Below are 13377 nucleotides of genomic sequence, written 5' to 3'. Positions count from 1 at the left end.
CATGAGCCACTACCAACGCATTGCCTGCCTGTGCACCGAAGCCGTCGAAACGCTGTACCTGCTCGGTGCGCAGGACCTGATCGCCGGCATCTCCGGCTTTACCGTCTACCCGCCCGAGGCGCGCCAGGACAAGCCGAAGATCAGCGGCTTTTCCAGCGGCAAGCTGGAGAAGATCCTCGCCGTCGAGCCTGATCTGGTGGTGGCCTTCTCCAGCCTGCAAAGCGACATCCTGAAAGACGTCGCCGCCGCCGGTGTCGATATCCAGCATTTCAACCACCACGACCTCGCCGGCGTGCTGCGCATGGTGCGGGTGCTGGGCAGCCTCACCGGCAAGAACGAAGCTGCCGCAACGTTGGCCGCAGAATTGCAAGCCAGCATGGACACCGCCCGCGCCGAAGCGGCGGCCAACGACGCCGCCGGCCTGCCTCGGCCGCTGGTTTACTTCGAAGAATGGAACGACCCGATCATCACCGGCATCGGCTGGGTCGGCGAGCTGATCGCCCTTGCCGGCGGCCGCGATGCCTTTGCCGAACTGGCCGTGCACAAGCGCGCGAAAGAACGCATTCTGGCCGACCACCGCGAGGTGGCCGCGCGCGCGCCGGACCTGATCGTCGGCAGCTGGTGCGGCAAGCGCTTCCGCCCGGAAACGGTGCTGGCGCGCGAAGGCTGGCAAGACGTACCGGCTGTACGCAACTTCGAGCGCGGCCACATCATCGAGATCAAGTCCGCCGACATCCTCGCCCCCGGCCCGACCCTGCTTACCCGCGGCCTGCCGCAACTGCAGGCGTTGATCCGGCAGTGGCACGCCGACCGCGCCGCCGGAGCACTGGCATGAGCGCCCCGCACTGGCCGTGGCCGACGCTGATGGTGCAGGGCTGCACCTCGGACGCCGGCAAGAGCACCGTGGTCGCCGCGCTGTGCCGGCTGCTGGCCGACCGTGGCCTGCGCGTGGCGCCGTTCAAGCCGCAGAACATGGCGCTCAACAGCGCCGTCACCGTCGACGGCGGTGAAATCGGCCGCGCCCAGGCACTGCAGGCCGTCGCCGCGCGCGTGCCACCGCACAGCGACATGAACCCGGTGCTGCTCAAGCCCAGCTCCGACACCGGCGCGCAGGTCATCATCCACGGCCAGGTACGCGCCGACATGAACGCGCGCGACTACCACCAGTACAAGACCACCGCGATGCAGGCGGTGCTGGAGTCCTACGCCCGCCTGCAGCAACAGTACGACGCGGTGATGGTGGAAGGCGCCGGCAGCCCGGCGGAGATCAACCTGCGCGAGCGCGACATCGCCAACATGGGCTTTGCCGAGGCGGTGGACTGCCCGGTGATCCTCGTCGCCGACATCGACCGTGGCGGCGTGTTCGCCCACCTCACCGGTACGCTGGACTGCCTCAGCCAATCCGAGCGCGACCGCGTGATTGGCTTCGTCATCAACCGCTTCCGCGGCGACATCAGCCTGCTGCAAGGCGGCCTCGACTGGCTGGAAGCCAAAACCGGCAAACCGGTGCTGGCGGTGCTGCCCTACCTGCACGGCCTGATCCTGGACGCCGAGGACGCGGTGCAGACGCAGCAGCAAAAGGGCGACTTCAACATCGTGGTGCCGGTGCTGCCGCGCATCAGCAACCACACCGACTTCGACGCGCTGCGCGCCCACCCCGGCGTCAACCTGCACTTCGTCGGCCCCGACGCGCCGAAGCCGCCGGCTGACCTCGTGATCCTGCCCGGCAGCAAGAACACCCGCGCCGACATGGCCTTTTTGCAGGCGCAAGGTTGGCCGCAATACCTGCAGCGCCACCTGCGCTACGGCGGCAAGCTGCTCGGCATCTGCGGCGGCTACCAGATGCTGGGCCAGCACATCCACGACCCGCTGGGGGTGGAAGGCAAGCCTGGCAGCAGCGCCGGCCTCGGTTACCTCGCCGTCGACACCACGCTTGCCGCCGCCAAGACGCTGATGCGCCGCGAAGGCCGCTTCGTCAACGCCGACGCTACGGTCAGCGGCTACGAAATCCACATGGGTGTCAGCAGTGGTGCGGACTGCGAACGGCCGGTATTCATGCTAGACGACGGCAGCGTCGACGGCGCCATCAGCCCCGACGGCCAGGTCATGGGCAGCTATCTGCATGGGCTGTTCGACCATCCTGATGCATGTCAAACGCTATTACATTGGGCTGGCATGGACAATGCCACGGGGGTAGACTTGGCTGCGCTGCGCGAGGCGAGCATTGAACGGCTGGCGGCGGCGAGTGAGGGGTTGGTGCGGAAGTTGGCAAAAACGAATACCCATCCGGGTGTGTCTTTGCCAAGAGGTGCCGCACTAAACAACTGAAAGAAAAGAGAAATATCCATGACACTCCATGGATATGCCCATCCACAAATCAGATATACACACCGATGGTGTGTATATCACACGTTAGATTGCTTCAATCGAGTCATTGCCATGGCGAAACAAAAAAGAATTGACCACTTTAATCTGTGGCCGATAGCACAAGAATTTCCAGGCGAGTCAGATTTTCGAGAGCGGGTAAGCAAATTCTCTATTGCAGACTTGTTCTTCCCATATCAAATTCCGCAAACAACTAACCAACATTTGCACATTGTTATCTCGTATCTGCTGGATGCTGTTGATAGCTTGCCCTATAGGCCAGACCACGCATTCGACTGGGCGTGGAGGGCATTTGAATATCTGACAAGCAATTCATCCGGCGGCATTGGAAATATCACAGATACGATTAGAAATTTTGTTTCCCCTGAAATTGATTTGTATTTTTCATTTAACAATCAAGCCGAAAATGCATTCTTTGATTTAGTTGAAAATATCCCGTTTCAGACTTGCGAATACTGGCTCAAAAGAATTGTTGCGGCCGCTCCATACAACTTCTCGCCAGGAAACCACAAGGTGCTGTCTTCATACGCAAAGAGACTGCTCTTTGCAAATGGGCAACCACCTGTAACGACCCCGGCGATCCATGCTGTCTTGTGCCATCTGGGATCAAACTTCAATCTAAGCGACACGACTCAACGCAGAAATGGTGCGTCTCTGTTGCGCCGAATAATTCGCGCTGAGTCTGTATCGCTAGGAACCTCCTCTGTGCAGTTAACTCGGAGTGAAGTTTTTTTCTTCCTACTTAGCGGATTGGGCTACGCATTTAGGAATGACAGAGCCCATGCGAAATCCATTGCGCCATTCAGAAGCAGTTCTGCCAAGATCAAAACTTACGCTCACTGTTGGTTTATGTTCTTGCTGATTTATGAGGCCACGTTTGTGTTTCTACATTCTGCAAGGTCTCCGCAAGTCTTTACAGGGTGCCCCGCGCAAAACTTCATGAACAACAATCATGCGTATGCAAAGCTATTTGCAGACCATTTGAATGCCTAGCAATCTAACCCTGCAGTCGAGAGGGACAGCCAACAAGCTGCGCTTGTTGGTTCCCTTCGTGCTTCGCACTCCGGCTGCCCCTCACTTCCACGTTAACCAAGTAGGGCGGGGTCGCCTTTGGCGATACCCGCGCTGCTCCATCAAAACATGGCCTCATTCCGCGGGTATGGCCTTGCGGCCAACCCGCCCCACTTTCCCCTCGATGTCCACCCCATCCCCGCGGCCAACCTTGGCCGCAAACAAAACGCCCGGCGCAAAGACCGGGCGTTGTTGATGGCGGATATCGCTAGCCATACAGCACCGTAGGTTGGGCTGAGCCTGCGAAGCCCAACGTTTACCGCGACTGCCTCATCAAGGTTGGCCGCAAGCCGACACGGACTTACGGCCAACCTTTGTTTTATCTGGAGTATCCGCTGCGCGGATGATGGTTTGCCTTGCCGGTTTCGCCCGGCAGACGAGGAAGGGGGATACCGCATCCCCCTTTCCGATCCCCGCTCTCCCCGAAGGCGCAAGAATTCCCGTGAAAACCGCCGCCATCCCGGCGTCGCCCATACGCTGCGCTCAAAAGAGGGCGGCTTGTTTCCGGGCTGGCGACAGTTTCCACGGCTTGCGCCAACGGGAATGGTCACGACGATTACATGCTGACTGCTGGCTAGCGTCTTGCTGCAACCAGCCTTGGCCGCACGTTACCGTAGGTCGGGTTAGCACAGCGTAACCCTACATGCCTGCGGCCAACCTTGTGCTTTTTTGCTTTCGGGCTGTTCGTGGTCGATGCCGCTTGGCCTTTGTCCGTGCCTTCCGTGGCAAGAACCCCGAACGCTTCGTCGCGGCAAGGTTGGCCGCAAGCCTTGCTTCTCCTCCCCCACCCCGCTACCGTAACGCCACCACTTCCCACGATTACCCCCCAAGGAACCCCGATGAGCGATACCGCCGATTTCTGGAATACCCGTTTTGCCGTCAGCGAATTCATCTACGGCGAGGCGCCGAATGATTTTCTGCGCGAGCAGGCACCGCGGCTGGCGCCGGGCAGCCGTGTGCTGAGCCTGGGCGAGGGCGAAGGCCGTAATGCGCTGTTTCTGGCGCAGCAGGGCCATGCGCTGACGGCGGTGGATGCCTCGCACGAGGGGCTGGCCAAGGTGCTGGCGCGCGCGGCGGCGGCCGGGGTGGACATCACCGCGGTGCTGGCCGATCTGGCGCGTTTCGAGCCGGGCGTGGCGCAGTTTGATGCGGTGGTGTCGGTGTTCTGCCACCTGCCGTCGGCCTTGCGCCGCACGGTGATGACGCGCGCGATGGCCGCGCTGAAGCCGGGCGGACTGCTGATCATGGAAGGCTACACCCACCGCCAGCTGGCGTTCGGCACCGGCGGGCCGAAGGATGCGGACATGCTGCTGGAGGCCGACATCGTGCGCGGCGAGCTGGCGGGGCTGGAGCTGCTGCACTTTGTCGAGCTGGAGCGCGAGGTGATCGAGGGCAGCTACCACACCGGCACCGCCAGCGTGCTGCAGGTGGTGGCACGCAAGCCGTAAACCGTTGCGGCCAACCCTGGCCGCAACCCCGTTGCCCTTCCCCTGCCGGCCTCGCCGCCGCGTCCGCGCCATGCCCCGGTAATATCATGCCGCCGCGTGGCAAGCGGTACGCCACGATGCACCCCATGTACTAATGTTAAGAATCAGCCGGCCATTTTATGGGGTGCCCCCGCGTGTGGCCGGCAGGCAAGCGATGGCACGGGGAGAGGTCTATGCCGGACGAGCTGAATTTCCAGTACATGATCGACACCTTGCAAGGTGCCTTCATCATGGCGGACAGCGCCGACATGACGGTGATGGCCGCCAACCAGCTGGCGTCGATCCAGCTCGGACTGCCGCTGTCGGAGCTGCTGGGCCAGCCGCTGGCGCGTTTTGTCAGCAAGCCGTCGCTGGATGACATCCTGCGCAACATCCAGCGCCAGGATCTGGTCTACAACCTCGAAGGCGAGCTGTGTTCGGCGCGCGGCCGCTGCTTCCCGGTACTGCTGTCGGCGCGGGTGGTGGCCTGGTCGTACCCGACGCTGATCTTCACTTTTTCCGATCACAGCCAGCACATGCTGATGAACGAGCTGCTGAAGAAGAAGGACGAGCTGTTCGAGCGCGTGCGCCAGCTGATGCCGGCCAGCGACGAGGGCATGGCGGAGGATCCGGACGACTACATCAGCGGCGTGCTGTCCGCCGGCCAGCTGCTGGAGCGCGCCGGCATCGAGGTCGGCCACGCGCGCCGCTACCACGATCCGCTGGCGGCACTGCAGATCCACGCCGAGGTGGTGCCGATCCGCAACCGGGAGCCGCTGGGCGCCTACAATCGCGCCCATTTCCGCCGCATGGTGAGCTATCTGTGCGTGCAGAGCAGCCGCGACGGCGATCTGGTCGGCCGCCACGAAAACGGCACGCTGGTGATGCTGCTGCGGCAGACCACGCTGCTGGATGCGGTCAAGGTCGCCAAACGGCTGCAGCAACGGCTGGGCAGCTTTACCTTCTGGCCGGATGGTGCCAATTGCGAGACCAGCACCTGCATCGGCCTGAGCACCTGGCACGAAACCGACCAGAATGCCCGCCAGCTGCAGATCCGGCTGGAAGCGGCGCTGGCCAAGGCCCGCCTGACCGGGCGCAATACCATCGTCAGCCTGAGCTGAGCGCCGCGCTGCGGCCAACCCTGGCCGCCGCTGTTCTCGTATTCACGATCTCTCACACTCGCACGACACACGGTAAAAACTGCGGAAGCCGTGGCGTTTACCGCCGACACAGCGCAGTCTTAACGCCATACCACCCCATCGGGAGCAGCCGCTGCCGACGGTGAACAGGCGCTCAGCCCGCCCGTGTCACGATCACGTAGTACTTCTCCACCGCTTCCACCACCTCGAACACGCCGCGGAATCCGGCCGGGATCACTGCGGCCTCGCCGGGGCCGAAGGCTTCGGCGTGGCCGTTTTCGGCGATCAGCTGCACCCGGCCGTGGCGGATGCAGAAGAACTCTTCCTTGTTGTCGGCAAAGGCGATGCGCCAGGCGCCCGGCTCGCAGGCCCAGATGCCGGCGGCGCACACGCCGTCGCCGCTTTCGTAAGCGGGCCAGGTGCGGCGCTGCGGGTTGCCGCTCACCAGCCGTTGCGGATTGGGGTAGTCGATCTGGGCGCTGAGGTGCTGCCCGTCCACTCTGACGATCATGTACTTGCTCCGTGATGGGGTAATGCCAAAGCCGGCGCGGCGCCACACGGGGCGCACCGGCTCTGGCGCAAAGGCGCTATTCAAGCAGATACGCGGCGCGGACTCCAGTCGCCCGCCGTGCACGCGCGGCGGCCGGTTTGCGGGCGCCGTTACTGGCGGCCAAGGTTAGCCGCAGCACTCACACCTGTACCGATGGCACGCTCTTCATGCAGCGCAGTGTGAAGTGCGAACGGCTGTGGCGGATGCCGGAAATCTTGTACAGCTTCTCGCGCAGGAAGCGTTCGTAACCTGCGGTACCGTCGACGGCGACCTTGATCAGGTAGTCGTATTCGCCGGACACCAGGTGCGCCTCCAGCACTTCCGGCAGCGCCGCCAGCTCCTCGCCGAAGCGCGCCAGCGTGCCCTCCTCGTGCGCGTTGAGGGTGACCTCGATCATCACCGTGTCCGGCAGCCCCATCTTCTGCTGGTTGATCAGCGCGACGTAGCCCTGGATGTAGCCGTCGTTTTCCAGCTGCCGGGTGTGGTTCCAGCACGCCGACGGCGACATGCCGACGCGCTCGGCCAGCTCGGCATTGCTGAGGCGGGCATTCTGCTGCAGCTCGTGCAGAATCTTCCGGTCTTGCGCGCTGACAACACGATTGTTTTCCAACATTTTCATCCTTGAGAAACATTCTTCCGAAAAATGAAAATAGCAAAAATATCCTGCACAAGATAGCGCTTTGTGATGGCGCATTCGAAAGCCTGTTCCGCGGCGCGCGGGTTACAGTTTGAGCATGGTTCACCCCAGTGCAGCCTGGCCGCCACAAGCCGCCAGCCACGCCGGCAACACCACCCTGCCGGTACTGCAGACAGGCCACCTACCCGGCGGCAAGCGCCACCACACGGACACCATCCGTCAGACGGCGACAACTGGCAACGGCGACCAAGGGCAATGCCCAGGGACAGTACACGCCGCCGGCGCGGAATCCGGCGGCAGGCTGCGGCCAACCTTTTGCATAGAAGGTTGGCCGCACGTCTTTTGGCGACGGTTTCTGGCGAGGCGCAGCTGGACAAGGCGCGCGGTAGAAGGTGTCCCGCATCGAGCGGGAAGCGGGATGCCGGCCATTGCGCGACAGGCTTGGCCGCCGGCATTCCCCGCGACCGCCGCCCTGTCACAAAGCGTCACATAGTCGATACAAAACCGCCGACCACGGTTTTCTGCCGTTGCTTACACTGCAATCACGTAATGCAACAGGAGAACCACCATGCGCAAATCACTCTTCATGACCGGTCTGGCCCTCGTGCTGGCAACTGGTGCCGCCACCGCTCATGCCGGTGATCTTGACCATGTTATCGGTGGCGCCGTCGGTGGCGCAGCCGGTGCCGCCATCGGCCATTCGGTCGGCGGCCGCGACGGCGCCGTCGTCGGCGGCGCCATCGGTGCCGCTACCGGCGTGATCCTGACCCGGCCGGAACGCGAACGGTACCGGGAGCGGGAACGGGTGGTCGTGCGCCCGGTCGCCCAGCCGGTCTACGTTTACGAGCGTGCCTACCGCCCGGCGCGCTATCACAAGTTCAAGCAGCACCGTAAATACCACGGCCATCACCACGGTTATCACCGCGGCCACCACGACAGGGACGATTGATCGCCGCGACACGCGGTCCGCGTGTCAGCGCACCCCTGCCCGAACGCCCCCATCGTCCCGGCAGGGTTTTTCTTGCCCGCCGCGCCCGGAAGCGGGTCACGCGCTGGCGAGCCAACGCCCGACCAGCGGCATTGGCCAGAACCGCGCCGTTGACATGGGGTCAACGAGCGTGGTGTGGCCATCGCAACGCAGCCGCGCGTGAAGCGCGTCTCAGCCCAGCCCGTAATTGCGCACCAGCATGATGGCGGTCAGCAGCATGATGCAGCCGATCGCCACGTCCAGCAGCCGCCAGCTGGCCGGCTTCTCGAACCACGGCGCCAGCCGGCCGGCGCCAAAGCCGACCAGCACGAACCACAGCACCGACGAGGTGATGCAGCCGAGCAGGAACACGCCGGCATTGTCGGTGCCGTACACCGACGACACGCTGCCGATCAGCACCACGGTATCAAGCCAGACATAGGGATTGAGCAGCGTCACCAGCAGGATGGTGCGGATCACCTTCTTGCGGTCGCGCTCGATGCCACCACTGGCGTCGAGCCGCCCCGGTTGCCACGCGGCACGAAACGCCTTGAACGACAGCCACAGCAGAAATGCCGCCCCGGCCCAGGTCACCACGCCGACAAAGCCCGGCAGCGCCGCCACCAGCCGCCCCATGCCCAGCACCCCGGCGGCGATCAGCAGCACGTCGCACACGATGCAGATCAGCACGATAGGCAGCACATGCTGGCGGCCGATGCCCTGCCGGATCACGAACGCATTCTGCGGGCCGATACCGACAATCTGGCTGGCCGATAGCGCCAGCGCCGACAAATACACATTCAAGCTCATCTTGGTCGTCTCCCGTTTCAGTCACGACCAGCATACGCAGCCCACAAAAAGCAGTAAAACTAATGTTTTTATGGTTACATTAATAAAACTGATAAAAAGAGGCGAGCCTGATGCTGGACAGCAAACAACTGCACACCCTGGCCGTGGTGGTCGATTGCGGCGGTTTCGACAAGGCGGCGCAGCAGCTGTGCGTGACGCAATCGGCGGTGTCGCAGCGCATCCGCCAGCTGGAGGACAGCCTCGGCCAGCCGGTGCTGCTGCGGGTGACGCCGCCACAGCCGACAGCCGCCGGGCGACGGCTGCTGCAGCACTACCGCCAGCTGGCGCTGATGGAGAGCGAGCTGCTACAGACGCTGCGCCCGGACGACAACGCGCAGGCGTTCACCACGCTGGCGGTGGGCGTCAATGCCGACAGCCTCGCCACCTGGTTCCTGCCGGCCATCGACGCGGTGCTGCGCACGCAGCGGCTGCTGCTGGACGTGGTAGTCGACGATCAGGACCACACCCAGACACTGATGCAGCAGGGCCATGTCATCGGCTGCGTCAGCACCCGCGCGCAGGCGTTCCAGGGCGGCGAATGCCGCTACCTCGGCACCATGCGCTACCGCTGCCTGGCCACGCCGCAGTACCGCGCCCGCTATTTCAGCGACGGCCTCAACGCCGCCACGCTGGCGCGGGCGCCGGCGGTGCTGTTCAGCGGCAAGGACGACCTGCACGGCGAGTATCTGGCGCAGCATTTCGGTTTCACGCAGCCGTTCCCCAGCTTTACCCTGCCGGCGCCGCACGCCTTCGTCGACATCACCCTCGCCGGCCACGCCTACAGCCTGCTGCCGGAAATGATGGTGGGCGAGGCGCTGGCCAGCGGTGCGCTGGTTGACCTGCTGCCGGCGCAGCCGGTCGATCTGGCACTGTACTGGCATCACTGGCGGGTGGAATCGGTGCTGGCGCGGCAGCTGGCAGACACGCTGGCGGCCTGCGGCCAACGTTGGCTACGCCAGGACGCAGTCTGACAAGACCGCATCCTGTTGAAGCCGCGCGCGGAGCAGAACGCGCATTGACAAGTACTGGCGGCAAGAGGACGATCACCTCCCCCGCCAACAAAGGAACGCCCAATGACCAACGCCATCGACTGGGACACCCTGGCCCGCGAGGCCCGTACCGCCGCACGCCACGCCTATGTGCCGTACAGCCGCTTTGCCGTGGGCGCGGCGATCCTGACCGCCGACGGCAAGATCGTGCGCGGCTGCAATGTGGAGAACGCCTCCTTCGGCATGACCAACTGCGCCGAGCGCACCGCCATCTTCAGCGCCCGCGCCGATGGCATGGAAGAAGTGCTGGCGGTGTGCATCTACACCCCCACCGACGTGCCGACCCCGCCCTGCGGCGCCTGCCGCCAGGTGCTGAACGAGTTCGGCCCCGACATGGCGGTACGCGCTATCTGCAACGGCACGGACATCATCGACACCACGCTGTCGCAGCTGCTGCCGGGCGCCTTCGGCCCGAAAAACCTGCGCGACGCCGGCTGACAAAACAACAGCGCCAGCATCGCTGCTGGCGCTGTGTCATGTGACGGTGGTGCTCAGTCGTTAACCGGCCGGCTGACGATTGCCAGCGGCAGCCACTGCGGCCACCAGCCCTCTCCGGCCGTCGCGTGCAGCACCGACACCCCCAGTGACGGCACCGCCAGCAGCTCACCAGCGTCGTCTTCCAGCAACGGCCAGTCCAGCCGCAACTGCGGCGGCACGCCGGCCTCCTGAAACACCGTCTTCACCGGCTTGCGGCCAACCTTGAGCGGCAATTTCTCGCCACCAGTGCGCGGCAACACATCCAGCAGCCGGCCATGCCAGTCGTCCGGCAGGCCGCCCGGCGCGCGCCGCCAAGACAATTCGCCGTGCGGCAGGCGCAGGGTCTCGCCGACGGCACAGCACAGCGGCCACGGCTGCGGCGCCACCCGCGGCAAGGCCAGCAGCCGCTGCCGGTAGCGCAGCAGCACCAGCGACTGGTACTCCAGCAAGGGCTGCGTGGCGGCCGCGGCGCTGCGCACCTGCGCCAGCCAGCTGTGCAGCGACTCCGGACTCGGCAACGACAGCCCAAGCTGCGCCAGCCACGCCAGCACCACGTGGCGCTGGCGGGCATCCGACAGCGCCAGCAGCGCCGGCAGATCCAGCTCGCGGCCGCGCTGCACCTGCGCCAGATCCATTGCTGCCAGCGCATCGACCATCTCGGCGGCATCGGCCATGCGCTGCGCCAGCCGCGCCAGCTGCTTGTCCAGCGCCGGCGTGCGCTGCCGCAGCCGCCCCATTACCTCGTGGCGCAGGAAATTGCGCAGGAAGTGGTCGGTATCGGCATTGCTGTCGTCCTCCACCCACTGCAGCTGCCGCGCTGCGGCATAGGCCGCCAGCGTGGTGCGGCCAACCTTGAGCAAGGGGCGCCACAATTGCTGGCCCTGGTGCTCGCGCAGCAGCGGCATCGCCGCCAGCGCCCGCGGGCCGCCGCCACGCAGCACCTGCAGCAGCACCGTTTCGCTCTGGTCATCGGCGTGATGCGCCAGCGCGATGACCTCGGCGCCACCACCGGCAAAGGCCTGATAGCGCACCTTGCGCGCCTCGGCCTCCAGGCTGTCGCCACCACCGGCCTGCACCGCCACCCGCTCCACGCGCAGCGGCACCTGGCGCGCACGACACCAATCCTCGCACGCACGCACCCAGTCATCGGCCTGCGCACTGAGGCCGTGATGCACGTGCAGTGCCGAAAATGCCGGCCCGCCGCGCTCGTCACGCCAGCGACACAGCAAGTCCAGCAGTACCACCGAATCCATGCCGCCCGACAACGCCAGCTCCAAACGACACTGGCCGGACAAAGCGTCCGGCCAGTGTTGGATCAGCGTGTCGAGCAGGTCAGGCGGCGTCTTCCTTGAAGCGGCCATAGCTCATCAGTCTGTCAAAGCGGGTTTTCAGCAATTCATCCAGGCCACGGGAGCCGGCTTCCTTCAACTGCTCCTGCAGCACGCGCTTCAGTGCCGTCATCATCGCGGCATGATCGCGGTGGGCGCCGCCCAGCGGCTCGTTCACCACGCGGTCGATCAGGCCCAGCGACTTCAGGCGCGGTGCGGTAATGCCCAGCGCTTCGGCGGCATCGCCGGCACGCTCTGCGGTCTTCCACAGGATGGAAGCGCAGCCTTCCGGCGAGATTACCGAATAGGTGGAGTACTGCAGCATGTTGACGTAGTCGCCAACCGCAATCGCCAGTGCACCACCGGAACCGCCCTCACCGATCACGGTGACGATGACCGGCACCTTCAGGCGCGCCATCTCGTACAGGTTGCGACCGATGGCCTCGGACTGGCCGCGCTCTTCGGCACCGATGCCGGGATAGGCACCCGGGGTGTCGACAAAGGTCATCACCGGCAGACCGAATTTCTCGGCGGTCCGCATCAGGCGCAACGCCTTGCGATAGCCTTCCGGACGCGGCATGCCGAAGTTGCGGGCGATCTTTTCCTTGGTGTCGCGGCCCTTCTGGTGACCGATCACCATTACCGGCTGGCCGTTGAAACGGGCCAGACCGCCAACAATGGCCGGATCATCAGCAAACGAGCGGTCGCCGCGCATTTCCTGGAAATCGGTAAACAGACCGTCGACGTAATCCAGCGTATAAGGACGCTGCGGATGCCGTGCAACAATGGCGATCTGGGATGGTGTCAACTTGCTATAGAGCGTCTTGGTGAGCTCTTGGCTTTTCTTCTGCAGGCGAGAGATCTCTTCCGAGATATCCAGCACGGAGTCATCCTGAACAAAACGGAGTTCTTCTATCTTGTTCTCGAGCTCGGCAATCGGCTGCTCAAAATCGAGAAAGGTCGGCTTCATTGATACATTTCCGATTCGGGGTAATCCGGCAATGATAGCATGAGGCCGAAGCGATGAGCACCACCCTGTCCGACAAAATGCACTTGTCCTTAGATATGTAAAAACGGCTATTCATTCAAATTTTGCAGGCACCCTCTTGCAGCCCCGGCCAAGCTGTGTTTTAATTCGCCTCCTCGCTGAACGACGCAGCAAATACAGCTACAGCGTCACAGCAGACAAGTTTCGGGCGTTTAGCTCAGTTGGTAGAGCGTCTGCCTTACAAGCAGAATGTCGGCGGTTCGACTCCGTCAACGCCCACCAAGGTTGGAGCGGTAGTTCAGTTGGTTAGAATACCGGCCTGTCACGCCGGGGGTCGCGGGTTCGAGTCCCGTCCGCTCCGCCAACACACAATTTAGATTTACCGAAACAAGTTTCGGGCGTTTAGCTCAGTTGGTAGAGCGTCTGCCTTACAAGCAGAATGTCGGCGGTTCGACTCCGTCAACGCCCACC

General features: G+C 63.8%; 13 protein-coding genes and 3 tRNA genes. 11 read left to right on the top strand and 5 right to left on the bottom strand.

Annotated elements, in window-relative coordinates:
• Window position 1 precedes the first annotated feature (1 nt).
• The 5 genes from NOM55_RS01205 to NOM55_RS01185 all read left to right on the top strand — a co-directional run bounded on the left by NOM55_RS01205 (window position 2) and on the right by NOM55_RS01185 (window position 6043).
• A complete protein-coding gene (locus NOM55_RS01205; protein ID WP_255907122.1) occupies window positions 2–835 on the top strand; it encodes an ABC transporter substrate-binding protein in 834 nt (277 codons plus the stop codon).
• Window positions 832–2328 carry a cobyric acid synthase gene (locus NOM55_RS01200; protein ID WP_255907120.1) on the top strand — a complete coding sequence of 499 codons (1497 nt, stop codon included), beginning with the start codon at window positions 832–834 and terminating at the stop codon, window positions 2326–2328. Before NOM55_RS01205 ends, NOM55_RS01200 begins: the two co-directional genes overlap by 4 nt.
• Window positions 2329–2439: 111 nt before the next feature.
• Entirely contained in the window at window positions 2440–3378 is a 939-nt protein-coding gene (locus tag NOM55_RS01195; RefSeq protein WP_255907118.1) for a hypothetical protein, read from the top strand.
• A 917-nt stretch (window positions 3379–4295) separates the two neighbouring features.
• The gene (locus NOM55_RS01190; RefSeq protein WP_255907117.1) at window positions 4296–4904 is read left to right on the top strand and encodes a class I SAM-dependent methyltransferase; all 609 of its coding nucleotides are present in this window, start codon (window positions 4296–4298) and stop codon (window positions 4902–4904) included.
• A 212-nt stretch (window positions 4905–5116) separates the two neighbouring features.
• Window positions 5117–6043, top strand: coding sequence for a GGDEF domain-containing protein (locus NOM55_RS01185; protein WP_255907116.1), 927 nt, complete (start codon window positions 5117–5119; stop codon window positions 6041–6043).
• Window positions 6044–6215: 172 nt separating this feature from the next.
• On the opposite strand, the gene NOM55_RS01180 is transcribed toward NOM55_RS01185, so the two are convergent.
• Together NOM55_RS01180 and NOM55_RS01175 are read right to left on the bottom strand one after the other, a co-directional pair.
• Complete coding sequence (locus tag NOM55_RS01180; protein ID WP_255907115.1) at window positions 6216–6572, bottom strand: cupin domain-containing protein; 357 nt, start codon at window positions 6570–6572, stop codon at window positions 6216–6218.
• Between the two features lie 178 nt (window positions 6573–6750).
• Window positions 6751–7224, bottom strand: coding sequence for an Lrp/AsnC family transcriptional regulator (locus tag NOM55_RS01175; protein ID WP_255907114.1), 474 nt, complete (start codon window positions 7222–7224; stop codon window positions 6751–6753).
• Window positions 7225–7816: 592 nt separating this feature from the next.
• Here NOM55_RS01175 and NOM55_RS01170 point away from each other — a divergent pair.
• The gene (locus tag NOM55_RS01170; protein WP_255907113.1) at window positions 7817–8197 is read left to right on the top strand and encodes a glycine zipper domain-containing protein; all 381 of its coding nucleotides are present in this window, start codon (window positions 7817–7819) and stop codon (window positions 8195–8197) included.
• Window positions 8198–8407: 210 nt separating this feature from the next.
• On the opposite strand, the gene NOM55_RS01165 is transcribed toward NOM55_RS01170, so the two are convergent.
• Window positions 8408–9025 (bottom strand): LysE/ArgO family amino acid transporter, encoded by a 618-nt coding sequence (locus NOM55_RS01165; protein ID WP_120809643.1) that lies wholly within the window; start codon window positions 9023–9025, stop codon window positions 8408–8410.
• A gap of 110 nt (window positions 9026–9135) precedes the next feature.
• On the opposite strand from NOM55_RS01165, the gene NOM55_RS01160 reads away from it, so the two are divergent.
• Both NOM55_RS01160 and NOM55_RS01155 read left to right on the top strand, forming a co-directional pair.
• The gene (locus NOM55_RS01160; RefSeq protein ID WP_255907112.1) at window positions 9136–10035 is read left to right on the top strand and encodes a LysR family transcriptional regulator ArgP; all 900 of its coding nucleotides are present in this window, start codon (window positions 9136–9138) and stop codon (window positions 10033–10035) included.
• Between the two features lie 102 nt (window positions 10036–10137).
• Window positions 10138–10551 (top strand): cytidine deaminase, encoded by a 414-nt coding sequence (locus NOM55_RS01155; protein ID WP_255907108.1) that lies wholly within the window; start codon window positions 10138–10140, stop codon window positions 10549–10551.
• A gap of 53 nt (window positions 10552–10604) precedes the next feature.
• Here NOM55_RS01155 and tilS read toward each other — a convergent pair whose 3' ends face one another.
• Entirely contained in the window at window positions 10605–11951 is a 1347-nt protein-coding gene (gene tilS / locus NOM55_RS01150) for a tRNA lysidine(34) synthetase TilS (protein ID WP_255907107.1), read from the bottom strand.
• Window positions 11923–12888, bottom strand: coding sequence for an acetyl-CoA carboxylase carboxyltransferase subunit alpha (locus NOM55_RS01145; protein ID WP_047966384.1), 966 nt, complete (start codon window positions 12886–12888; stop codon window positions 11923–11925). Before NOM55_RS01145 ends, tilS begins: the two co-directional genes overlap by 29 nt.
• Before the next feature lie 224 nt (window positions 12889–13112).
• Here NOM55_RS01145 and NOM55_RS01140 point away from each other — a divergent pair.
• The 3 genes from NOM55_RS01140 (at window position 13113) to NOM55_RS01130 (ending at window position 13375) form a co-directional block, all read left to right on the top strand.
• A tRNA-Val gene (locus NOM55_RS01140) sits at window positions 13113–13188 on the top strand.
• Window positions 13189–13193: 5 nt separating this feature from the next.
• Window positions 13194–13270: transfer RNA gene (locus NOM55_RS01135), tRNA-Asp, on the top strand.
• A 32-nt stretch (window positions 13271–13302) separates the two neighbouring features.
• Window positions 13303–13375: transfer RNA gene (locus NOM55_RS01130), tRNA-Val, on the top strand.
• Window positions 13376–13377 lie beyond the last annotated feature (2 nt).

This window comes from Vogesella sp. AC12 (genome assembly GCF_024437575.1).
GTDB lineage: Bacteria > Pseudomonadota > Gammaproteobacteria > Burkholderiales > Chromobacteriaceae > Vogesella > Vogesella indigofera.
The sequence above is the reverse complement of the archived record's forward strand: the minus strand, read 5'-3'. Positions and strand labels throughout refer to the sequence as shown.